Source organism: Pseudomonas sp. Y39-6 (assembly GCF_023651955.1).
GTDB lineage: Bacteria > Pseudomonadota > Gammaproteobacteria > Pseudomonadales > Pseudomonadaceae > Aquipseudomonas > Aquipseudomonas veronii.
In genome coordinates this window covers 1,662,407-1,684,243 of the sequence record NZ_CP069594.1, presented here as the reverse complement: position 1 = coordinate 1,684,243, position 21,837 = coordinate 1,662,407, and the positions used below count along the sequence as shown (strand labels likewise).

General features: G+C 61.7%; 20 protein-coding genes. 8 read left to right on the top strand and 12 right to left on the bottom strand.

Annotated features, from left to right (window positions below; genetic code table 11):
* Positions 1-10 precede the first annotated feature (10 nt).
* The 8 genes from JN756_RS07580 to pcaR form a co-directional block, all read right to left on the bottom strand.
* Entirely contained in the window at positions 11-1,306 is a 1,296-nt protein-coding gene (locus JN756_RS07580) for an MFS family transporter (RefSeq protein WP_017844821.1), read from the bottom strand.
* A 186-nt stretch (positions 1,307-1,492) separates the two neighbouring features.
* Positions 1,493-2,059, bottom strand: coding sequence for a protocatechuate 3,4-dioxygenase subunit alpha (gene pcaG, locus JN756_RS07575; protein WP_201021963.1), 567 nt, complete (start codon positions 2,057-2,059; stop codon positions 1,493-1,495).
* Position 2,060: 1 nt separating this feature from the next.
* Positions 2,061-2,765 (bottom strand): protocatechuate 3,4-dioxygenase subunit beta, encoded by a 705-nt coding sequence (gene pcaH, locus JN756_RS07570; RefSeq protein WP_017844819.1) that lies wholly within the window; start codon positions 2,763-2,765, stop codon positions 2,061-2,063.
* A 17-nt stretch (positions 2,766-2,782) separates the two neighbouring features.
* On the bottom strand, positions 2,783-3,988 hold the full coding sequence (gene pcaF / locus JN756_RS07565) for a 3-oxoadipyl-CoA thiolase (RefSeq protein ID WP_174630499.1): 1,206 nt from the start codon (positions 3,986-3,988) through the stop codon (positions 2,783-2,785).
* Positions 3,985-4,764 carry a CoA-transferase subunit beta gene (locus tag JN756_RS07560; protein WP_017844817.1) on the bottom strand — a complete coding sequence of 260 codons (780 nt, stop codon included), beginning with the start codon at positions 4,762-4,764 and terminating at the stop codon, positions 3,985-3,987. Before JN756_RS07560 ends, pcaF begins: the two co-directional genes overlap by 4 nt.
* Positions 4,764-5,621, bottom strand: a complete 858-nt coding sequence (locus JN756_RS07555) for a CoA transferase subunit A (protein WP_017844816.1) — start codon at positions 5,619-5,621, stop codon at positions 4,764-4,766. Before JN756_RS07555 ends, JN756_RS07560 begins: the two co-directional genes overlap by 1 nt.
* Positions 5,622-5,792: 171 nt before the next feature.
* Complete coding sequence (pcaK, locus tag JN756_RS07550) at positions 5,793-7,133, bottom strand: 4-hydroxybenzoate transporter PcaK (RefSeq protein WP_102617391.1); 1,341 nt, start codon at positions 7,131-7,133, stop codon at positions 5,793-5,795.
* Positions 7,134-7,277: 144 nt separating this feature from the next.
* Positions 7,278-8,120, bottom strand: coding sequence for a pca regulon transcriptional regulator PcaR (pcaR, locus tag JN756_RS07545; protein WP_017844814.1), 843 nt, complete (start codon positions 8,118-8,120; stop codon positions 7,278-7,280).
* A 541-nt stretch (positions 8,121-8,661) separates the two neighbouring features.
* Here pcaR and JN756_RS07540 point away from each other — a divergent pair.
* Positions 8,662-8,862 (top strand): hypothetical protein, encoded by a 201-nt coding sequence (locus JN756_RS07540; RefSeq protein ID WP_003172389.1) that lies wholly within the window; start codon positions 8,662-8,664, stop codon positions 8,860-8,862.
* A gap of 333 nt (positions 8,863-9,195) precedes the next feature.
* Positions 9,196-10,671: an inorganic phosphate transporter gene (locus JN756_RS07535; protein WP_057004740.1), complete on the top strand. Its 1,476-nt coding sequence runs from the start codon at positions 9,196-9,198 to the stop codon at positions 10,669-10,671.
* Between the two features lie 176 nt (positions 10,672-10,847).
* Here the strand turns inward: JN756_RS07535 and ccoM are convergent, their stop codons facing one another.
* Both ccoM and JN756_RS07530 read right to left on the bottom strand, forming a co-directional pair.
* Positions 10,848-10,964 carry a cytochrome c oxidase subunit CcoM gene (gene ccoM, locus JN756_RS32080; protein WP_017844812.1) on the bottom strand — a complete coding sequence of 39 codons (117 nt, stop codon included), beginning with the start codon at positions 10,962-10,964 and terminating at the stop codon, positions 10,848-10,850.
* Positions 10,965-11,107: 143 nt separating this feature from the next.
* Positions 11,108-11,269: a hypothetical protein gene (locus JN756_RS07530; RefSeq protein ID WP_017844811.1), complete on the bottom strand. Its 162-nt coding sequence runs from the start codon at positions 11,267-11,269 to the stop codon at positions 11,108-11,110.
* 132 nt (positions 11,270-11,401) lie between these two features.
* Here JN756_RS07530 and JN756_RS07525 point away from each other — a divergent pair, with 132 nt between their 5' ends.
* The 3 genes from JN756_RS07525 (at position 11,402) to JN756_RS07515 (ending at position 13,817) form a co-directional block, all read left to right on the top strand.
* Positions 11,402-12,274: a LysR substrate-binding domain-containing protein gene (locus JN756_RS07525; protein WP_046384429.1), complete on the top strand. Its 873-nt coding sequence runs from the start codon at positions 11,402-11,404 to the stop codon at positions 12,272-12,274.
* A gap of 89 nt (positions 12,275-12,363) precedes the next feature.
* The gene (locus JN756_RS07520) at positions 12,364-12,639 is read left to right on the top strand and encodes a RidA family protein (protein WP_057004739.1); all 276 of its coding nucleotides are present in this window, start codon (positions 12,364-12,366) and stop codon (positions 12,637-12,639) included.
* Complete coding sequence (locus tag JN756_RS07515; protein WP_108525988.1) at positions 12,636-13,817, top strand: aminotransferase class V-fold PLP-dependent enzyme; 1,182 nt, start codon at positions 12,636-12,638, stop codon at positions 13,815-13,817. Before JN756_RS07520 ends, JN756_RS07515 begins: the two co-directional genes overlap by 4 nt.
* On the opposite strand, the gene JN756_RS07510 is transcribed toward JN756_RS07515, so the two are convergent.
* The gene (locus JN756_RS07510; RefSeq protein WP_046384432.1) at positions 13,814-14,155 is read right to left on the bottom strand and encodes a hypothetical protein; all 342 of its coding nucleotides are present in this window, start codon (positions 14,153-14,155) and stop codon (positions 13,814-13,816) included. The genes JN756_RS07515 and JN756_RS07510 overlap by 4 nt on opposite strands.
* Before the next feature lie 218 nt (positions 14,156-14,373).
* Here JN756_RS07510 and rapA point away from each other — a divergent pair, with 218 nt between their 5' ends.
* Positions 14,374-17,220, top strand: coding sequence for an RNA polymerase-associated protein RapA (rapA, locus tag JN756_RS07505; RefSeq protein WP_057004737.1), 2,847 nt, complete (start codon positions 14,374-14,376; stop codon positions 17,218-17,220).
* A 167-nt stretch (positions 17,221-17,387) separates the two neighbouring features.
* Here rapA and JN756_RS07500 read toward each other — a convergent pair whose 3' ends face one another.
* Positions 17,388-18,740: a spinster family MFS transporter gene (locus JN756_RS07500; RefSeq protein ID WP_057004736.1), complete on the bottom strand. Its 1,353-nt coding sequence runs from the start codon at positions 18,738-18,740 to the stop codon at positions 17,388-17,390.
* Positions 18,741-18,993: 253 nt separating this feature from the next.
* Between JN756_RS07500 and JN756_RS07495 the strand changes: the two genes are divergently transcribed.
* Positions 18,994-19,362 carry a YkgJ family cysteine cluster protein gene (locus JN756_RS07495; RefSeq protein WP_057004735.1) on the top strand — a complete coding sequence of 123 codons (369 nt, stop codon included), beginning with the start codon at positions 18,994-18,996 and terminating at the stop codon, positions 19,360-19,362.
* A gap of 133 nt (positions 19,363-19,495) precedes the next feature.
* A complete protein-coding gene (locus JN756_RS07490; protein ID WP_201021962.1) occupies positions 19,496-21,760 on the top strand; it encodes a putative bifunctional diguanylate cyclase/phosphodiesterase in 2,265 nt (754 codons plus the stop codon).
* The last annotated feature ends 77 nt before the right edge of the window (positions 21,761-21,837 follow it).

Here is a 21,837-nt window from a genome sequence, read left to right as displayed (position 1 = left end):
AACGCCTCCTTTATAAATCGTGATGCAGGTACGCCGCCTGTTTCGGCAGGCGCAGGCTGAACAGGAAAGCCACCGCCATCATGCCGGTGACGTACCAATAAAAGGTGTTCTCCATGCCCAAGGATTTCAAACCCAAGGCCACGTATTCCGCCGAGCCGCCGAAGATTGCGTTGGCCACCGCATAAGCCAGGCCCACACCCAGGGCGCGCACCTGGGGCGGGAACATTTCCGCTTTCACCAGGCCGCTGATGGAGGTGTAGAAACTGACAATGGCCAACGCCAGCGTGATCAGCACAAACGCCAGGAACGGACTGCTGACGGTTTTCAGGCTGAGCAGGATCGGCACCGTAAACAAGGTGCCCAGCGCGCCGAACCACAGCATCGAATTACGGCGACCGATCTTGTCGGCCAGCATGCCGAACAGCGGCTGCATGCACATATAAAGGAACAGCGCGCCGGTCATGATGTAGCTGGCGGTCTTGGCGTGCATCCCGGCGGTGTTCACCAGGTACTTCTGCATGTAGGTGGTGAACGTGTAGAAAATCAGCGAGCCACCGGCGGTATAGCCGAGCACGGTGATAAAGGCCGCTTTATGGTCACGGAACAGCGCGGCGATGCTGCCGGCGTCCTTGTCTTCGCGCATTTCCTTGCTGGTGGTTTCTTTCAGGCTGCGACGCAGCAGCAGGGAGATCACCGCCGCGATGGCGCCGATCACGAACGGAATCCGCCAGCCCCAGGCGCGCAGTTCGTCTTCGCTGAGGATCTGTTGCAGGACCACCACCACCGACACCGCCAGCAGTTGCCCGCCGATCAGGGTCACGTACTGGAAGGAGGCGAAGAACCCACGCTGGCCCTTGAGCGCGACTTCACTCATGTAGGTCGCGGTGGTGCCGTATTCGCCGCCCACCGACAAGCCCTGGAACAGCCGCGCCACCAGCAGTAACGCCGGGGCCCAGGCGCCGATGTCTTTGTAGGTGGGCAGGAAGGCGATGACCAGGGAACCGGCGCACATCATCAGCACCGAGATCATCATCGAGTTTTTGCGCCCGTGCTTATCGGCCACCCGGCCAAACAGCCAGCCGCCGATGGGCCGCATCAAGAACCCGGCGGCGAACACGCCGGCGGTGTTGAGCAGTTGCACCGTGGGGTCGTCCGAGGGGAAAAACGCCGGGGCGAAGTAAATGGCGCAGAAGGCGTAGACGTAGAAGTCGAACCATTCGACGAGGTTGCCGGAGGATGCCCCGACAATCGCAAAAATCCGTTTGCTGCGCTCTTCTCCGGTGTAGTGACTGGTTGTTGTTGTCATTTTTTTTCACTCAGTGGGAATGGTTATAGCCTAGACACACTTTGCAACAGCCATGTTCCGCTTGTAGACATTTACATAGGTGTTGCCTGAAATGGTCTCATCGGGGGCAAGCCCCCTCCCACCTTTGATGTGTGAATACATTCAAGTGTGGGAGGGGGCTTGCCCCCGATAGGTTTTCAAGCCAACTCAGTAATCAAAGAACACCGTTTCCTTATCTGTCCCCTGCAACACCACATTCCACTGATGCACACCGTCCGCATCCGGCTTGGCAATCAAGGTACTGCGCCGCTCTGTGGGCACGCGCGCGAGCAACGGGTCATCCGCATTCAGCGCCTCACCGTCAAAATAAATCCGCGTGAGCAAGTGTTTCACCAGGCCACGGGCAAATACCAGCACCACCAGGTGCGGCGCCTGGGTCGTGCCCGCCAGCCCCGGCACGCTGCCCGGCTTGACGGTGGTAAAGCGGAAGCGCCCTTCAGCATCCACCGGCACCCGGCCGAAGCCTTCGAAGTTCGGGTCCAGCGCTTTGTCCTGGTCGTCCTCCGGGTGGTCGTACTTGCCGGCGGCATTGGCCTGCCAGACTTCCAGCATGGCGTCGTTGACGACATCACCGTTGCCATCCACCACTTGCCCGCTGATCGCCACGCGTTCGCCAAGGGTCGCGGCGTTGGCCAGGGTTTCGCGGTTCAGCCAGGTCAGGCCGATGTGGTAATACGGCCCGACGGTGTGGGACGTGGTCGCGTAAAGGCTCATCTCATTTCTCCATCGGCGTGGCGTCGCGGCCGCGCAGGACGATGTCCCAGCGGTAGCCGAGGGCATAGGAAGGAATGGTTTTTTCCAGGTCGAACGTGGCGATCAGGCGTTGCTTGGCCGAGGTGTCCGGTACGCAGTTGTAGATCGGGTCGTACTCGAGCAGCGGGTCGCCGGGGAAATACATCTGCGTGACCAGGCGCGTCAGCACGCTCGGGCCGAACAGCGAAAAATGGATATGCGCCGGGCGCCACGCATTGTGGTGGTTGCCCCACGGGTAGGCGCCGGGCTTGATGGTCTGGAACTGGTACCAGCCCTCGGCGTCGGTGACGGTACGCCCGGTGCCGGTGAAGTTCGGGTCGAGCGGCGCGTCGTGCAGATCGCGCGCGTGGTTGTAGCGGCCGGCCGCGTTGGCCTGCCAGATCTCCACGAGGATGCCCGGCACCGGCAGACCGTTTTCATCGAGCACGCGCCCGTGAACGATGATGCGCTCGCCCTGCGGCTCGCCGTCGTGCTGCGCAGTCAGGTCGTTGTCCTTCTCGTTGATGCGCTCGGCGCCGATGGTCGGCCCGGTGATTTCCGACAGGGAATGGGGCAGGAACACCAACGGCTGAGACGGCGAACGCAGGTTCGTCGACTGGTAGGCCGGGTGCAGGTAATCAGGTTGAGTACCCGCTTGCGGGCGCCGGTAACCGGGCTTGTCACTCATGGAGCGGTCCTCTCTTATTAGATGCGTTCAATCGCCAGCGCCAGGCCCTGGCCCACTCCAACACACATGGTCGCCAGACCTTTGCGGCCGCCGGTTTTTTCAAGTTGATGCAGGGCCGTCAGCACCAGTCGCGCACCGCTCATGCCCAGGGGATGGCCGAGGGCGATGGCGCCGCCGTTCGGGTTGACCTGGGGCGCATCGTCGGCGATGCCCAATTCACGCAACACCGCCAGGCCCTGGCTGGCGAAGGCTTCGTTGAGTTCGATCACATCGAAATCGGTGACGGCCAGGCCCAGGCGTTCCACCAGCTTGCGAACCGCCGGCACCGGGCCGATACCCATCACCCGTGGCGCGACACCGGCGCTGGCCATGCCCAACACTCGGGCACGGGCGGTCAGGCCATGTTTTTTCACGGCCTCGGCAGACGCAAGAATCAGCGCCGCCGCCCCGTCGTTCACACCCGACGCATTGCCGGCGGTGACGGTCTTGTCCGGGCCGTTGACCGGTTTGAGCCGGGCCAGGGTTTCCAGGGTGGTGTCGGCCCGTGGATGCTCATCGTGTTCCACCACGGTTTCGCCTTTTTTATGGGCGACCCGCACCGGCACGATTTCTTCGGCGAAGAACCCGGCGGCCTGGGCGGCGGCAGTGCGTTGCTGGCTGCGCAGGGCGAAGGCGTCCTGGTCGGCGCGGGACACATCGTAGTCGTCGGCGACGTTATCGGCGGTCTGCGGCATCGCATCCACGCCATACTGAGCCTTCATCAGCGGGTTGATGAAGCGCCAGCCGATGGTGGTGTCTTCGAGCTTCATGTTGCGCGAAAACGCCGTGTCAGCCTTGCCCATCACGAACGGCGCGCGGGACATCGACTCGACGCCGCCGGCAATCGCCAATTCCATTTCACCGCTGGCAATCGCACGAAAGGCGGTGCCGATCGCGTCCATGCCCGAAGCGCACAAACGGTTGAGGGTCACGCCGGGAATGCTCGACGGCAGGCCCGCCAACAACAGCGCCATACGCGCGACGTTGCGGTTGTCTTCACCGGCCTGGTTGGCGCAGCCGAGGAACACTTCATCGACGGCGTGCCAATCCACGCTAGGGTTGCGTTCGATCAGCGCCTTGATCGGCAGTGCCGCCAGGTCGTCGGCGCGCACCGTGGACAGGCCACCGCCGAAACGGCCGATGGGGGTACGAATTGCATCGCAGATAAATACGTCGCGCATCAGGCTTCTCCGGGTGCTTGGCCGTGGGCGGCCGCTGTACGGGCTTCGAGATCACGCAGGGCGGTCAGCTCGACTGCCGTCGGTTCCGCGGTGGTGCTGACCTGATCGGCAAAGCGGATCGCCCAGCCGGTGGCCGCGACCACTTGCTCGCGGGTCACGCCGGGGTGCAGCGCGGTGACCACGAACTCATGGCTGCCCTCTTCCGGCTCCATGATGCACAGATCGGTAATAATCCCGACAGGACCGGCGCCGGGCAGGCCCAGGCGCTTGCGTGAATCGCCGCCCTCGCCGTGGCCGACGGAGGTGATGAAGTCCAGCTTGTCGACAAACGAACGCGCCGACTGCTTGAGAATGATCAGCACGCTCTTGGCCGAACCGGCAATCTCCGGCGCGCCACCGGCACCCGGCAGGCGCACTTTGGGCTGGTGATAATCGCCGACCACGGTGGTGTTGATATTGCCGAAACGGTCGACCTGGGCCGCGCCGAGAAAACCGACGTCGATGCGCCCGCCCTGCAGCCAGTAGCGAAAGATCTCACCGGTGGGGACGACAGTGTCGGCAGTCTCCGCCAACTCGCCGTCACCAATGGACAGCGGCAATACGCTGGGCTTGGCGCCAATCGGGCCGGACTCGTAGATCAGCACCACATCCGGCGAGGACGTCAGGCGCGCCAGGTTGGCCGCCTTGGACGGCAGGCCGATGCCGACAAAACACACCGAATCATTCTTCAGGCGGCGTGCAGCGGCGACGGTCATCATTTCATTGGTCGAGTAAGCCATTACTTGGCCTCCTGCGCGGCGGCCAGCTTGGCCTGGAATTCACTGAAATCGGCAGTGCCGTGGATGTATTCGTCGATCCAGGCGGTAAACGTCCCACGGTCGCGAGCGATCGGGTCCCAGGCCTGGTAGAAACGGTTATCGCGTTGGTTATAGCCATGGGCATAGGACGGATGCGCGCCACCAGGCACATGGCACACCGCCGTCAGCGCCCAGGTCGGCAGCACGCAGCTGTTCATTGGCGCGTTGAGGTCGTCGACGATTTCTTCGACGGTGACGATGCAACGCTTGGCGGCCAGCGCCGCTTCCTTCTGCACGCCAAGAATGCCCCAGAGCAGCACGTTGCCCTTGCGGTCGGCCTTTTGCGCGTGGATCACGCTGACGTCCGGACGTACCGACGGCACCGCCGCCAGCACTTCGCCGGTGAATGGGCAGGTGACGGTCTTGATCAGCGGGTTGACCTTGGGCAGATCGGAACCAGCGTAGGCACGCAACACCGCGAACGGCAGGCCGGAAGCACCGGCGACGTAGGCATTGGCCAGGTCGGCGTGGCTGTGTTCCTCAATCTCCAGGGGTTGCGGCCAGTGTTTCTCGACCGCATCACGCAGGCGATGCAGGGAACCCACGCCAGGGTTGCCGCCCCAGGAAAAAATCAACTTGCGGGCGCAGCCGGCGCCGATCAACTGGTCGTAGATCAGGTCAGGCGTCATACGTACCAGCGTCAGGTCTTTCTTGCCCTGACGAATGATTTCATGACCCGCCGCCGTAGGGATCAGGTGGGTAAAGCCTTCCAGTGCGACAGTATCGCCGTCGTTCACAAATCGCTTCACCGCGTCACGCAGCGCAAGAATTTCAGCCATGGGTTCGGGCTCCCGGTGTGGATCGAAAAAGGCGCGAAGGTGGCGCCGAAGTGCTTGAAGATTAAGCCGGAGCAAAAAGCCAAACAATCCGATAATCGACACAGTGTTCGATTATCGAACCGATTGTTGTCTAGCTAATCTTTCTTGCACCCACAGGAAATGCGCGTGTCTTCAGGTGGCGTCGGCATGGCTGACCATGCCTTTGATCACCACGGCGGCCGTGGCCAACGCGGCGGGGATCACCAGCGCGGTGAGCACCTGCTCGAAGTTCCAGCCCAGGCCCAGCAAGGTGGCGCCCATCCACGCGCCGAGGATCGCGCCGAAGCGGCCGATACCGAGCATCCATGACACGCCGGTGGCGCGGCCCTGGGTCGGGTAGAAGCGTGCGGCCAGGGACGGCATCGCCGATTGCGCACCGTTGACGCACATCCCGGCGACCAGCACCAAGGTCGCCAACACGGTGATATTGCCCAAGCTCTGCCCTACCGCGTAGGCAAATACCCCGGCCAGCAGGTAGAACGTGCCGATGACCTTGTGCGGGTTGAACCGGTCCATCGCCCAGCCCACCCCGACCGCACTCAACACGCCACCAAACTGGAATAGCGCACCGATGAACGCGGCCTGTTCCATGCTCGCGCCACTGTCGCGCATCAGCGTGGGCAGCCAACTGGTCAACAGGTACACAATCACCAGGCCCATGAAGTAGGTGAGCCAGAGCAACAAGGTGCCGGCGCTGTAGGTGCCGGAGAAGATCACCGCGAATACGTTGCGCGCCTTCACGGTTTTTTGCTCGGGCACGCTGAAACCGCTGGCTTGGGCGACGATGCCGGGCTCGATGGGTGACAAGGCTTTGCGCACCTTGTCGGTGCCGCGGTTGCGCACCACCAGGTAGCGCGCCGATTCCGGCAGCCATCCCCACAACACCACCGCAAGGATCAACGGCAAAATACCGCCGATGAGCAGCAAGCTGTGCCAGCCGAATGCCGGGATCAATTTGGCCGAGATAAACCCGCCACCGGCCATGCCCAGGTTGAAACCGCAGAACATGCTGGTCACCAGCAGCGATTTATGGCGTTCGGGGGTGTATTCGGACAGCAGCGTGGTGGCATTCGGCATACCGGCGCCCAACCCCAGGCCGGTGAGGAAGCGCAACACCAGCAACTGATCGACGTTGCTGCTGTAGGCCGAGGCCAGGCTGAAGGCGCCAAACACCAGCACCGCACTCACCAATACCACTTTGCGCCCGAAACGGTCCGCCAGCGGGCCGGAACCCAGGGCGCCGAATACCATGCCGATCAGCGCGGCGCTCATCACCGGGCCGAGGCTGGCGCGATCAATGCCCCAGTCCTGGGACAGCGCGGGCGCGATGAAGCCCATGGCGGCGGTGTCGAGGCCATCGAGAAAGACAATCAGGAAACACAGGATCACCACACGCCACTGATAGCGTGACAGTGGCTGGGCATTGATGAAGGACTGCACGTCCAGGGTGGTAGCGACAGAAGGTTGATTCATTATTGTTATTCCACACCGATGGCGGGCCAACGACCTGGGGTCGTCATTATTATTGGGCGGCGCTCAGAGCGCTGCCGCACAGTAATAACCCAGGGGAAACAACGTCAATTGATCGAACCGGGATCTGTGCGGTCACCGAACAGCTTAGGCAAACAGTTGCGCACTCAACTCACGGCTGGCGCTGAGCATGCTCGGCAGGAAGCGCTGCTCCAGTTCGCTGCGGCTGACACGACCGGCATGGGTACTCACGTTGAGCGCCGCCAGCACCTGGCCGGACGCGTCATACACCGGCACTGCGATGGAGCGCAGGCCTTGTTCCAACTCCTGATCGACGATGCACCAACCCTGCTGGCGCACGTGTTGCAGACACTCGAACAAGGCTTCGGGCGTGGTAAGGGTGCGGCTGGTCTTGGTTTGCAGGTCGGCGTGGTCGAGGTAGTCCTGCAGCGACGCATCGTCCAGCGCCGCCAGCAGGATGCGGCCCATGGAAGTGCAGTACGCCGGCAAACGCCCGCCTACCGAGAGATCCACGGAAATCAGGCGCTGCGTGGTGGCCGACCGGGCGATATAGAGGATGTCGTCGCCTTCCAGAGTGGCCATGTTGCAGGCTTCGTGAAGCTGCTCGCTCATGCGGTCCAGGTACGGTTGAGCGGAGACCGCCAGCGGCGTCGAGGACAGATAGGCATGCCCGAGGGTCAGCACCTTGGGCAGCAGCGAATAGGTGCGCCCGTCAGTGGTGGCGTAGCCGAGCTTGATCAAGGTGTGCAGGCAACGGCGCACGGCGGCGCGGGGGATTTCGGTACGGTGGCTGATTTGGGCGATGGTCAAGTGACGCTTGCGTTCCTGGAACGCCTGCACCACGGCCAGGCCACGGGCCAGGGAGGTCATGAAGTCCGGATCACCGGTGAATGCCTGGATGCGTTTGGCCGGTGAAGCCACGATCGGCGGCGCCGCTGACGCAAAGGAGTTGCGCAATTGATCGTTCATTTCAAGGTCCTCTTTATTATTTTCAACCGCTGGCGCTTATCGGCAACCGCGAAGGTTGCTCGCTATTGAAAGCCGCCCCAACCGGGATGCACAAGGTTGGGTCAGCAACGTTGGGCGATTATCGGACGATCATGCGATTATCGCAATTTTGCCGGCGCGATCATAAAAACCGGATTGCATGACAGCATTGGGCTTACGCCGGCATTTATGTCGGCCACTTCCCAACCAAGACTGACGCGTGCATGTAACAAAAGCCTCACACAACGTTGACGCTTTTTAACTTTATGATGATAGTGTTATTAAAATACGCCGCTATAATGCAACCTGTGCAGAGGTCAGCCCGATATCCATATCGGGATGGGAGCTCGCCCGGCATCGTATGTTGATTATGCTGCCGTTTATAAATACCGGTTCAAGGAAGTCACCGCTGGCAATTCGTCTAAAGTTGAAGGGTTCACCTGCTCAACTTAAAACATGCCGAGGGCAATATTCGGGTGTAGCACTGCACGTTAATTAAACTCAACTCAAATTAGGTAACACTGTGACGAAAGATGAACTGCGCGCGGAACTTGAGCGCCAGGAGCAACGTTACAAGGACGTATACGGCGGGGAAGTCACCACCTACGCCGCTCAGCCTGAACCAGAGCGCAAGCCATGGCGCAAACGAGCGAGTCTGCTCGATCAGGCCTTTGCCCAGGAGATCCAAAAGATTGAACAGGAACTCAAAGCCGAAGAGCCATAAGCATCGAGGTTTGAGTCCAACGGGTTCTGCTGTCTCCGCCGGCTCACCGCCGGCGGAGGGCACCTCGCTCGTGGGTCAATTATTCAGCGTCCTGCTGCGACCAACGAAATTTCGTACAAATGTTTCAGAGATGACGTTTAGGTGACAAAACCCCACCTCTACGACGCCGCGCTTTGTAAATCAAAGACTTGCCGAGCCCCCGAAAACCCTGGGATGCGCGCTGCTGCCCGGCTTTTTTTCAATGAAGATTGTTACCGATGAGCAGCTAGTGCATCGATTACCGAGGTTTTCTGGCATAATCGCGCCCCCTTACGACCGGGTCAGAAAACCTTCATGATCGATTTATTCAGCGGACTGGATGCTTGGGTTCTCGTGAGCCTGCTGCTCGCCCTGGCCTTTGTCCTCGCCTTCGAGTTCATCAATGGCTTTCATGACACCGCTAACGCGGTGGCCACAGTCATCTATACCAAAGCCATGCCGCCGCATCTGGCCGTGTTCTTCTCCGGGTTGTTCAACTTCCTCGGCGTATTGCTCGGCGGTGTCGGTGTCGCCTACGCCATCGTGCATTTGCTGCCGGTGGAATTGCTGATCAATGTGAACACCGGCCATGGTCTGGCGATGGTCTTCTCTTTATTGGCCGCGGCGATCACCTGGAACCTGGGCACCTGGTACTTCGGTATTCCCGCCTCCAGCTCTCACACCCTGATCGGCTCGATCCTGGGTGTCGGCCTGGCCAATGCGCTGATCAATGACATTCCCCTGGCTGACGGGGTGAACTGGCAGAAGGCGATCGATATCGGTTCGTCCCTGGTGTTCTCGCCAATCGCCGGTTTCCTGGTCGCGGCCCTGGTGTTGCTGGTCCTGAAACGGTGGCGCCCACTGTCGAAGATGCACAAGACCCCGGACCAGCGCCGCAAGGTCGACGACAAGAAGCACCCGCCGTTCTGGAACCGCCTGGTCCTGGTGATTTCCGCCATGGCCGTGAGTTTCGTCCACGGCTCCAACGACGGTCAGAAAGGTATCGGCCTGATCATGCTGGTGCTGATCGGTATCGTGCCGGCGCAGTTCGTACTCGACCTGGGCAGCACCACCTACCAGATCGAGCGCACCCGCGACGCTACCCTGCACCTGAACCAGTTCTACCAGCGCAACCACGAAACCCTGGGCGAATTCCTGGCCCTGGGCAAAAGCGTGAAGGACGACCTGCCGGGCAAGTTCCGCTGCAACCCGCAGCAGACTGAACCGACCATCGACGCGCTGCTGGGCACCTTGAAAGGCGTTTCCGACTACCACGCGCTGTCGTCCGACCAACGCATCGAAGTCCGTCGCTACCTGCTGTGCCTGGACGATACCGCGAAGAAAGTCGGCAAGCTGCCAGGCCTGGAGTCCCGTGAGAAGTCCGACCTCGACAAGCTGCGCAAAGACCTGACGGCCACCACCGAATACGCACCGTTCTGGGTGATTATCGCGGTCGCACTCGCCCTGGGCCTGGGCACCATGGTTGGCTGGAAGCGCGTGGTACTGACCATCGGCGAGAAGATCGGCAAGCAGGGCATGACTTATGCCCAGGGCATGTCGGCGCAAATCACCACCGCCAGCATGATCGGCCTGGCCAACATCTTCAGCCTGCCGGTGTCGACCACCCACGTGTTGTCGTCCGGTGTTGCCGGCACCATGGTTGCCAACAAGAGCGGCCTGCAAGGCGGTACGGTGAAGACCATCCTGATGGCCTGGGTATTGACCCTGCCGGCGACCGTAGGCCTGTCGGCCGGGTTGTTCTGGATGGCGTCCAAGGCGCTGGGCAGCTGATAGCCCGCCGGCCATGACAAAGGTGCGATCCGCGAGGGTCGCACCTTTTTTTATGCGGTCGATCTCAAGCCGAACACCGTTCAAAAGTGAGAGCGGTGTTGATTAAATCGCGGGCAAAAAAAAGGGCGACCGAAGTCGCCCAAAATGCCTTGCGTGCTCATGTAACCTGGAAAAACCTATGGTTTTTTACGCTTGTTCGCGTCTCTCCAGATAAAAAATCCAAACCCTACGAAGAACAGCACCATGAGGCCAACTGTCAGCACTCCGGCAAACACCACATTATCGAAAAACATGACTGGCCTCCTGCTGTTGCCTTGTTGCGATAGAGCTAAGTTAAAGGAGAAGGCGGGATGGGAAATTGACGAGGATCAATGTCGCCCACGACGGGGCGTAAAGAAGGGAAATAACTGACCTGCATCAATAGATGCAGGCTGTTTCAACGCTTTTTCGGTTTGTTTTTCGGTTTTTTCTTAACTTTTCCGAGCGGCATCGCCTGTTCAAACGCCTGGCGAACCTCATTCAGACGTTTATCGTTGAGGTCATGCACCCGTTTAGCGCGTTCGGCGTTCAGGTCGATCAGTTTGTCGTCATCACTCATGGCTTGGCTTACGTCGTGGCGGGGATCGCTTAATAATGCGGCCTCACTTGCCCGACAGCAAATCAGCGGGCGACAAAATGCAGGTCATCGCCCAAAATCGGCACTTCTCCCTTACCCAAGAGGCGCACACAGGTGGCACTGCACAAGGACCTTCCGCCGTTGCTGGCCCTGCGCGCCTTCGAGGCCGTGGCGCGGCACTTGAGCTTTATCAAGGCGGCCCATGAGTTGTCAGTGACCCAGAGTGCGCTCAGCCATCAGGTACACAAGCTCGAACAGTACCTGGGCAAACCACTATTTGTCCGACGCACCCGCGCGATTGATCTGACCGCAGACGGCCAACACTACTACGAGCAAATCCGCCCTGCCCTCGACCTGATCGCCGCCGCCACCCGCAGCCAACGGGTGGTGTCCAGCGTCACGGTGTTGCGCATCGGCTTGCTCGCGTCCTTTGCCACCTTATGGCTGGCGCCGCGCCTGGCGGGTTTTCTGCAACGCTACCCGCAGATCCAGGTGGAGCTGGTGCCAGCGATTCAACTGGCGAACGTCGCGGCGGCCGAGGTCGACCTGGCCATCCGCTATGGCAAGGGCGACTGGCCTGACGTGCAGGCCACGCGGCTGATGCCGGAAGTGCTCTCCCCCGTGTGCAGCCCGGCGTTCAAGGCCAGCCGGCAGCACAACGGCGCTCTGCTGATGGCCACCTCGCACCGCCCGTTCGAATGGACGGATTGGTCCGGCCATTATCAAGTCGACCTCAGCCCGCATCCGCGCGTGGTGCTGCATGACTACAACATCGTGGTCGAAGCCGCCGTGGCCGGCCAAGGTATCGCCATGGGCCGTCACCGCTTGATCGAGCGCCGGCTCCAGGACGGCAGCCTGGTAGAAGCCTTCGACTGGCCGCCGTATCGCAGCGAAATCGGCTACTGGCTGATCGCGCCCCAAGGCCCCGCCAGCGCGGCGGCCGAATGTTTCAGCGCGTGGTTGAAGGCTGCCTGCGCCGACGCGTGAGTTATTTCGATACGTCGAATGATATCTATGCGTTTGTCGTCCATCACCTTGATCAACATGCTGAAACCTCTCAACCCAGAGGATTCAACATGCGCGATTCCATCCGCCAACGCGTGCAGGCCCTCGGCCTCACGCTGCCGACGCCCAGCCAGCCGATTGCCAATTACATCAACCACGTGATCAGCCGGAATCAGTTGTTTATCTCCGGGCAAATCCCATTGCTGGGCGGCAAACCGGCCTATGTCGGCCGCCTGGGCGAACCCCTCGGCGACAAAGGCCGGCATGTACGCACGGCTGTCGGTGTGTCCAGCCTGCCGGGGGGCGTGGCGGTGGAAGTCGACGCCATGTTCGAGCTGCAGCCATGAGCCCGCTCGACGTCCAGCGCCTGCGCGAGGCCACGCCGGGTTGTCGGTCCGGTCTCGTACACTTCAACACGGCCGGTGCTGCATTGCCGAGCCAGGCGACCCTCGACACCATCATCGAGCAACTGCAACGCGAAGCGTGCGACGGCCCGATGGAGGCCAGCGAGCATGGCGCCATCCTGGTGGAAAAAGCCCGCCGCGCCGCCGGCCAGTTGCTCAATGCACCCACCGCGTCGATTGCCTTTGCCGGCAGCGGCTCGACCGCCTGGAGCCTGGCGTTCCAGGCGCTGGGCCGGTGGCAGCCGGGCGACAGGATTCTGGTGGGGCGCCACGAATGGGGCGGCAACCTGGCGAGCATGGAACTGGCGGTGCAGGCCGGTGCGCGAATCGAGGTAATCCCCTGCGATGAAACCGGTGCAGTCTGCCCGGTAGCCCTGGAAGCGATGATCGACGCAAGCGTGAAACTGATCGACCTGACCTGGCTCCCCGCCAATGGCGGCCTGATCAACCCCGCCCAGGCGATTGGTGAAGTGGCCAGGCGGCATGGCATCCCCTACTTCATCGATGCCGGCCAGGCGGTCGGCCAGGTGCCGGTGGATGTGCAGGCGCTGCACTGCGACGTGCTCAAGTCGGCGGGCCGCAAGCACCTGCGCGGGCCACGGGGCACGGCGCTGCTGTACGTGCGGCCGGACTTTCTGGCGCGGTTGAACCCTGCGCAGCGCGATGTGTTTTCAGCGCCGTGGAGCGCCCAGGGGTTCGGCCTGCGCAACGATGCCCGACGCTTTGAAACCAGCGAAACGTCCTACGCCTTATTGGCAGGTTTGGGCAATGCGTTGCAGGAACTCAATCAACTGGGGATTGAGCGGGTGTGGGACCGGGTCCGGCAGACCAGCGAGCGAATCCGCGAAACGTTGCGTCAGACTCCGGGAATCTCCCTGCATGACTTGGGCACCAGCCAATCAGGCTTGATCGCCTTCAACCTCGCCGGCTGGGACGCCTTCGAGCTCAAGCGTCGCCTGGAGCTCAAGCGCATCAATATCGGCGCCAACGATGTGGCGTATACCCCACTGGATATGCAGGCACGAGGCCTGGCCAGCATTGCGCGAATCTCCGTCAGCCCGCTCAACACCGATCAGGACATTGAACGGCTGATGGCGGCCTTGCGCGAACTGCGCGATTAAACCTCGACGTCCACCCACAACCCCTGGCGCGGCGCGTCTTCGATCAGCGGCGCCACGGGCACGGTGTTATCGGCGTTGAGCTCGTCGCCCGGGATCGCCAAGTGCGCCTCCGGGTCGTCATCGGCTTCACGCCGGCGTTTCTGCTGCTCCTGCTGGCGACGTTGCTCCTCGCGCAGCAAAAACGTCGACTGCTCGGCATCGCCATTTTTCAGGTCGATCGTGCTCTCGTTGGAACTCGCTTGTACGGGCACCACGGGCGGAATATCGGGTTTTTGACGCACCGGGTCGAGTTGCGACGTGACCGGCACAACGCTGACGGGCAGCATAGGTGGCAGCATAATAGTTGTTCTCCTGTCAGCAGGCTGTCGGCGGGCGGCGGGCGGACTTGAGCGCAGGCTTGCCAACCTGTGACCCAGTCGACACTCACAAGTGCCCGCCATCTGTCGACTCAACATTCGATGCACGGCGCAAACCGCGTAGTTTTTGTCAGAGTCCTTTGGATGAGGGCCTTGTTCCGTTAAGATAGTCGGCTTTTTCACGGCGGGAGTCAGGCAGCATGGCGCAGCAGTATCAACCGGGGCAACGCTGGATTAGTGACAGCGAAGCAGAGCTGGGTTTAGGCACCGTTCTGGCACAGGACGGCCGCTTGCTGACCGTGCTCTATCCGGCCACTGGCGACACGCGCCAGTATGCGCTACGGAATGCGCCCCTCACCCGCGTGAGGTTCTCGCCGGGCGACAGCATCACCCATTTCGAAGGCTGGAAAATGACCGTGCAAGAAGTCGACGACGTCGACGGCCTGCTGGTCTACCACGGCCTCAATGGGCAGAACGAGCAGGTCACTCTGCCGGAAACCCAACTGTCGAACTTCATCCAGTTCCGCCTGGCCAGCGACCGTCTGTTCGCCGGGCAGATCGACCCGCTGGCCTGGTTCTCGCTGCGCTATCACACCCTGGAACACACCAGCCGCCAGTTGCAATCTTCGCTGTGGGGCCTGGGCGGCGTGCGGGCGCAACCGATTGCCCACCAGTTGCACATCGCCCGTGAAGTCGCTGACCGTATCGCGCCACGGGTATTGCTGGCCGACGAAGTGGGCCTGGGCAAGACCATCGAAGCCGGCCTGGTGATCCATCGCCAGTTGCTGTCCGGGCGCGCCAACCGCGTGCTGATCCTGGTTCCGGAAAACCTGCAGCACCAATGGCTGGTGGAAATGCGCCGGCGCTTCAACCTGCAAGTGGCGCTGTTCGACGAAGAACGCTTCATCGAAAGCGATGCCGCCAACCCGTTCGAAGACACCCAGCTGGCCCTGGTGGCCCTGGAGTGGCTGGTGGACGACGAGAAGGCCCAGGACGCACTGTTCGCCGCCGGCTGGGACCTGATGGTGGTCGACGAAGCCCACCACCTGGTCTGGCATGAAGACAACGCCAGCGCCGAGTACTCGCTGGTCGAACAGCTGGCCGAGGTCATCCCGGGCGTGCTGCTGCTCACCGCTACCCCGGAACAACTGGGCCAGGACAGCCACTTCGCACGCCTGCGCCTGCTGGACCCGAACCGTTTCCACGATCTGCAAGCGTTCCGCGCCGAAAGCGAGAACTATCGCCCGGTGGCCGAAGCGGTGCAGGAACTGCTGGACAAGGGCCGTCTCTCCCCGGCCGCGCACACCACCATCCAGGGTTTCCTCGGCAACGAAGGTGAAGCGCTGCTCACCGCCGTCAACGATGGCGACACCGAAGCCAGCGCGCGCCTGGTGCGCGAGCTGCTCGACCGCCACGGCACCGGCCGCGTACTGTTCCGCAACACCCGCGCCGCAGTGCAGGGCTTCCCGGAGCGCAAGCTGCACGCCTACCCGCTGCCGAACCCGGACGAATACCTCGAATTGCCGCTGGGCGAACACGCCGAGCTGTACCCGGAAGTCAGCTTCCAGTCGCAGCCGGACATTGAGGAAGACAATCGCTGGTGGCGCTTCGACCCACGGGTTGAATGGCTGATCGACCAGCTGAAAATGCTCAAGCGCACCAAGGTCCTGGTGATCTGCGCCCACGCCGAAACCGCGATGGACCTCGAAGACGCCCTGCGCGTGCGCTCCGGCATCCCGGCCACGGTGTTCCACGAAGGCATGAACATCCTCGAACGTGACCGCGCCGCCGCCTACTTCGCCGATGAAGAATTCGGCGCCCAGGTGCTGATCTGTTCGGAAATCGGCAGCGAAGGCCGCAACTTCCAGTTCTCCCACCACCTGGTGCTGTTCGACCTGCCGTCCCACCCCGACCTGCTGGAACAGCGGATCGGCCGTCTGGACCGGATCGGCCAGAAACATGTGATCGAACTGCACGTGCCGTACCTGGAAACCAGCCCGCAAGAGCGCCTGTTCCAGTGGTACCACGAAGCGCTGAATGCGTTCCTCAACACCTGCCCGACCGGCAACGCCTTGCAGCATCAGTTCGGCCCACGCCTGCTGCCGCTGCTGGAAAACGCCGACGACGGCGAGTGGCAAGCCCTGATCGACGAAGCCCGTGCCGAGCGCGAGCGCCTGGAACAGGAACTGCACACCGGCCGCGACCGTTTGCTGGAACTCAACTCCGGCGGCGCGGGTGAAGGCGATGCGTTGGTGGAAGACATCCTCGAGCAAGACGACCAGTTCGCCCTGCCGATCTATATGGAAACCCTGTTCGATGCGTTTGGTATCGACAGCGAAGACCATTCGGAAAACGCGCTGATCCTCAAGCCCAGCGAAAAAATGCTCGACGCCAGCTTCCCCCTGGGCGACGACGAAGGGGTGACCATCACCTACGACCGTAACCAGGCGCTGTCGCGTGAAGACATGCAGTTCATCACCTGGGAACACCCGATGGTGCAGGGCGGCATGGACCTGGTGCTGTCCGGTTCCATGGGCAACACCGCCGTCGCGCTGATCAAGAACAAGGCGCTCAAGCCCGGCACCGTGTTGCTGGAGCTGCTCTACGTCAGCGAAGTGGTTGCCCCGCGCTCGCTGCAACTGGGCCGCTACCTGCCGCCGGCCGCCCTGCGCTGCCTGCTGGACGCCAACGGCAACGACCTGTCCGGCCGCGTGTCGTTCGAAACCTTGAACGACCAGCTGGAAAGCGTGCCACGGGCCAGCGCCAACAAGTTCGTCCAGGCCCAGCGCGACCAGCTGACGCCACGCATCAACGCCGGCGAAGAGAAGATCACCCCGCGCCATGCCGAGCGCGTGGCCGAGGCCAAGCGTCGCCTGGCAGCCGACACCGACGAAGAACTGGCGCGCCTGACCGCGTTGCAAGCGGTCAACCCGACCGTGCGCGACAGCGAACTGGTTGCCCTGCGCCAACAGCGCGAGCAAGGCCTGGCCATGCTCGACAAGGCCGCGCTGCGCCTGGAAGCGATCCGGGTGTTGGTGGCGGGTTGATTGCTGCGTTGCTCAGCTAAAAAGAAGGCCCGCGCAATGCGGGCCTTTTTTATTCACTGAAGAAGGTCTTCGCCAGTCATGGCCTCATCGGGAGCAAGCCCCCTCCCACACTTGGAATGCAGTTCCAGTGTGGGAGGGAGCTTGCTCCCGATGGCGTCAACGCGATCTCAAGCCGTCGCAGCAGCAGCCGGCACCGCCACCTCCACCGCCACCAGCCCGTCTTTCATCCGCTTGGCATCCCGCACAAAACTGCGCGACGCCTGAAACAGAAACAGCATGGTCAAGAACAGCGCCACCGGAATCAGGTACATGGCGTCATGCAACCCCACCGCTTTATAAGCCTCGGTCATCTGCTCCGCCCCGGCGGCATACATCGCCGAATGGGCAAAGTGATCGGACAAGCCCCCCACCACCACCGGCCCCATGCCGCCACCCAGCAAGTACAGGCCGGCAAAGAACAGCGCCATCGCCGTGGCCCGCAGGCGCGGCTCGACCACGTCCTGGATCGCCGTGTACACACAGGTGTAGAAGTTGTAGGCAAACAACCAACCCACACTGAACAGCGCGACAAACACACCGATCTCGATACGCCCGGCGTGCAAGGCCCAGGCGGTGGTGACGGTGGAAATGATCAGGCTGAACGCGGCAAACAACAGGCGGCCATTGGCAACCCGTTGATGGATCTTGTCGGCGATCCAGCCGCCCAACGTCAGGCCGACCAGCCCGGTCAACCCGACGATCACCCCGGTGGCAACCGCCGCGTCCTGCAACGGCATCAGGAAATAGCGCTGCAGCATCGGCACCAGGAACGAGTTACACGCATAGGTTGCGAAGTTGAAGCACAACCCGGCCAGCACCAACCAGAGAAAGGTCGGCACCGCCAGCACGCGGCGGATCGGGCGGTCGACGCGTTCCTGGGAGACTTGCACGGTTTCTGCCGCGCCGCGCTTGGGTTCTTTGATAAAGAACATGAAGACCGCGAGGATCAGCCCCGGCACGGCTGCGATAAAGAACGGTGCGCGCCAGCTGTCGAACGCCTTGACCATCGCGCCAATGGTAAAGAACGCCAGTAACAGGCCCAATGGCAGGCCCAGCATGAAAATGCCCATGGCCCGCGCACGGCGGTGGGCCGGGAACAGGTCGCCAATCAGCGAGTTGGCCGCCGGCGCGTAGCTGGCTTCGCCGATGCCGATGCCCATACGCACCAACAGGAACGTCCAGAAACTGCCGACCATGCCGTTGATCGCCGTCAACCCGCTCCACGCGAACAGGCCCCACCCCATGAGTTTGCTGCGCGAACCGGTATCGGCCAGGCGCCCGAGCGGCAGGCCGGCAATGGCGTAGACAATGGTGAAGGCGGTGCCGATGATGCCCAGCTGAAAGTCGCTCAGGTGCCACTCCATGCGGATCGGCTCGATGATGATCGCCGGAATGGTGCGGTCGAAGAAGTTGAACAGGTTGGCGAGGAACAGCAGGAACAGAATGCGCCAGGCATTCGCCGCTTGGGTCGAGTTCTGCATGGGTCCGTCTCTTTTATTGTTATGAGAGCTGCGATGCCCGATGCATCCTGCTCAGGTATCTGCAACATAGTCAGGCCGGCGACGCTTGTCTGTAATGATTCGTAACGCTGATAGGGCATGATTTCACCCGAAACTACGGGACTTTCCCTACGAAAAATATAAGTGTGCCCTCCTCTTCCCAACGGCCATGGCGCGATTAGAATGGCGAGCCTTCCTGTCACAACCCTTCTTACTTTCCTTATCGAAGACGCCCATGTCCGAAGCCAGTCCGTGTCTGAATTGCGGTGCCTGCTGTTCACACTTCCGTGTGTCTTTCTTCTGGGGTGAGTGCGCCTCGGCGGGGGGCACGGTGCCCGATGACCTGGTGGTGCAGATCAACCCCACACGCGTGGCGATGATCGGGACCGACCAGAAACCCGCGCGCTGCTGCAGCCTTGAGGGCGAAGTGGGCAAAGGCACTCATTGCACGATCTATGAGCAGCGCTCCAGTGTGTGCCGCGAGTTCGACGCCTCCTGGAGCCACGGTGTGCAAAACACCGATTGCGATGCCGCGCGCGCAGCATTTGGTCTGACGCCGCTGGAGCCACCGCCTTTCGAGCTGGACCTGCCGATCAGCGCTTAGCATCAATCGCTATAGGCAAGATGCCGAAATCATAGCGAGCAACCTACCATTCGTCCTGGCGAAACCCGCGAGGCTTCTATACTCGACCTCATAGGTCACCGCCGGAAGCAGTGACGTAATGACGGGGCATGCAATGGAATTGCTGGGTCTGCATTTTTTTTCTGACCTCCCCGAGAATGGGCACTTGTTACTCAACTGCAGTCATAACCCCTTTCTGGTGCTACTCGCCTACCTGGTTGCGTGTGCGGCGGGGTTCGGCACATTGGACATGGCCGAACGCGTCGGCCATGTCGAGGACCCCACCGCCCGCCGTCACTGGCGCTGGCTGGGTGCCGTTTGCCTGGCAGGCGGTATCTGGTCGACTCACTACATCAGCGTGCTGGCTTTCGAAGCACCGGTCGTCATTCACTACGAATGGATCATGACGCTCGTGTCGCTGCTGATCGCTCTGGCCGCCGCGTGGTTCGCCATGCAAACCCTCAGTCATCCCCACCCGCGGGTGCGCCAGTGCCTGGCGGCGGCGGTGTGGATGGGCCTGGGCATCGCGCTGATGCATTACGTCGGCATGTCGGCCATGCGCTCCCAGGCCCAGGCGTACTTCGACTCGCAACTGTTCATGGCCTCGGTTGCGATCGCCATCGGCGCCAGCCTGGCGGCATTGTGGCTGTCGATCGCCCTGCGCAAAGGCGCGGGCGTGTTTCACCAATTGCTCAAATACGCCGCCAGCCTGGTACTGGGTGCAGGGATTCTGAGCATGCACTTCACCGGCATGGCCGCCATGCAACTGGTAGTGACCGCAGGCGCTGATCTGTTATTGCCGCAGGACAACCACCCCATTCAACTGGGGCTGTCGGTGGCGATCATCACCCTGCTGGTGATCGCCAGCAGCATCAGCGCCGCCCTCGCAGACAAGAAGTTACAACACAAGGAGCGCGACCTTCGCCGGGTCAACGCCCTGCTCGGCGAGCTGGACCAGGCCCGCGCCTCGCTGCAACAGGTGGCGCATTACGACGCCTTGACCAGCTTGCTCAATCGCCGTGGTTTCAATCTGATTTTCGCAGAGAAAATCGCAGAAAAAACCCGAAGCAACGGCATGATGGCGGCGATTTTCCTCGATATCGACCATTTCAAGCGTATCAACGACAGCCTCGGGCATGACGCCGGCGACCAGTTGCTCACCGTGTTGGCCGGGCATATCAAGGGCTCGGTGCGCAGCCATGAAGACGTGGTCGCGCGTTTTGGCGGCGATGAGTTCTGCATCCTGATCAGCATCCACCACCGCGATGAAGCGCGGCATTTGGCCCAGCGCATCATGCAAAAAATGAAAACCCCGATCGAACTGGCCGGGCGCCGCATGGTGATGACCACCAGCATCGGCATCAGCCTGTTTCCCGAAGACGGCCTGACCTGCGAAGAATTGCTGAAGACCGCCGACCTGGCGCTGTACCAGTCCAAGGATACGGGGCGTAACAGCCTCAACTTCTTCAGCTCCAACCTGAAAACCCGCGCGTTCATGGAGCTGCAACTGGAAGAGGAACTGCACATGGCCCTGCGCGCCCGTAACGAACTGGTGTTGTTCTATCAGCCGATCTTCGATATGAAGCGAGGCAGGATCACCCGCCTGGAAGCCATGGTGCGCTGGCAGCATCCGCACCATGGCTTGCTCGCGCCCGACCGTTTTATCGGCATTGCCGAAAGCAACGGATTGATCGCCGAACTGGACCACTGGGTATTGCGCCAGGCCTGTCATGACTTGAGCCTGCTGTCCGACAAGGGCTACGGCGAATTGACCATGGCCGTGAACTGTTCGACGTTGAACCTGGGCCGCGACGAGCTGGTCGATGAGATCGAAGACGCCCTGCGATCCAGCGGGATTGGGGCCAACCGCCTGGAGCTTGAAGTCACCGAAAACGCGCTGATGGGCAATATCAGCAGCACTTTGGCGAAGCTGCGGCAGATCCGCGCGCTGGGCGTGTCGCTGGCGATCGATGACTTCGGCACCGGCTACTCCTCCCTCGCCTACCTCAAGCGCCTGCCGCTCAACACACTGAAGATCAATCGCTCGTTTATCCAGGACATTTCCCAGTCGAGCGCCGACATCGAGATCGTCGAGGCGATTGTCGGCATGGCCCACACCCTGCACTTGCAGGCGGTAATCGAAGGCGTGGAAACCCAGGCCCAGTTCGAGCTGCTGCTTAAACATGGCTGTGACTTCGTTCAGGGCTACCTGTTGAGCCCGGCAGTGCCCGTCGACGAGGTCATCAGCGTGATCCAGGGCATCGATCGGCGCCCCCTCCTGCCGCCGGTCAACGTGGCGGCGGCCAAGGAAGCGCTGTCGCCAAACGAGCTTCGCCCAGACCGAAGCTGTCCCGCCTCGATCATCAGGCCAATTCGCTGACGTCTAAATCTTTGGCATTTCGCCATCAATTATCTAAAGAACGCCGGTAAACGGCCGATTCATCAGAGTCGGGCCGG

Excerpts from the sequence above, each read along its gene's own strand:
- JN756_RS07580 (WP_017844821.1), bottom strand. The coding sequence starts at position 1,306 with ATGACAACAACAACCAGTCACTACACCGGAGAAGAGCGCAGCAAACGG.
- pcaG (WP_201021963.1), bottom strand. The coding sequence starts at position 2,059 with ATGAGCCTTTACGCGACCACGTCCCACACCGTCGGGCCGTATTACCAC.
- pcaH (WP_017844819.1), bottom strand. The coding sequence starts at position 2,765 with ATGAGTGACAAGCCCGGTTACCGGCGCCCGCAAGCGGGTACTCAACCT.
- JN756_RS07560 (WP_017844817.1), bottom strand. The coding sequence starts at position 4,764 with ATGGCTTACTCGACCAATGAAATGATGACCGTCGCCGCTGCACGCCGC.
- JN756_RS07555 (WP_017844816.1), bottom strand. The coding sequence starts at position 5,621 with ATGGCTGAAATTCTTGCGCTGCGTGACGCGGTGAAGCGATTTGTGAAC.
- pcaK (WP_102617391.1), bottom strand. The coding sequence starts at position 7,133 with ATGAATCAACCTTCTGTCGCTACCACCCTGGACGTGCAGTCCTTCATC.
- pcaR (WP_017844814.1), bottom strand. The coding sequence starts at position 8,120 with ATGAACGATCAATTGCGCAACTCCTTTGCGTCAGCGGCGCCGCCGATC.
- JN756_RS07535 (WP_057004740.1), top strand. The coding sequence starts at position 9,196 with ATGATCGATTTATTCAGCGGACTGGATGCTTGGGTTCTCGTGAGCCTG.
- ccoM (WP_017844812.1), bottom strand. The coding sequence starts at position 10,964 with ATGTTTTTCGATAATGTGGTGTTTGCCGGAGTGCTGACAGTTGGCCTC.
- JN756_RS07530 (WP_017844811.1), bottom strand. The coding sequence starts at position 11,269 with ATGAGTGATGACGACAAACTGATCGACCTGAACGCCGAACGCGCTAAA.
- JN756_RS07520 (WP_057004739.1), top strand. The coding sequence starts at position 12,364 with ATGCGCGATTCCATCCGCCAACGCGTGCAGGCCCTCGGCCTCACGCTG.
- JN756_RS07515 (WP_108525988.1), top strand. The coding sequence starts at position 12,636 with ATGAGCCCGCTCGACGTCCAGCGCCTGCGCGAGGCCACGCCGGGTTGT.
- JN756_RS07510 (WP_046384432.1), bottom strand. The coding sequence starts at position 14,155 with ATGCTGCCACCTATGCTGCCCGTCAGCGTTGTGCCGGTCACGTCGCAA.
- rapA (WP_057004737.1), top strand. The coding sequence starts at position 14,374 with ATGGCGCAGCAGTATCAACCGGGGCAACGCTGGATTAGTGACAGCGAA.
- JN756_RS07500 (WP_057004736.1), bottom strand. The coding sequence starts at position 18,740 with ATGCAGAACTCGACCCAAGCGGCGAATGCCTGGCGCATTCTGTTCCTG.
- JN756_RS07495 (WP_057004735.1), top strand. The coding sequence starts at position 18,994 with ATGTCCGAAGCCAGTCCGTGTCTGAATTGCGGTGCCTGCTGTTCACAC.
- JN756_RS07490 (WP_201021962.1), top strand. The coding sequence starts at position 19,496 with ATGGAATTGCTGGGTCTGCATTTTTTTTCTGACCTCCCCGAGAATGGG.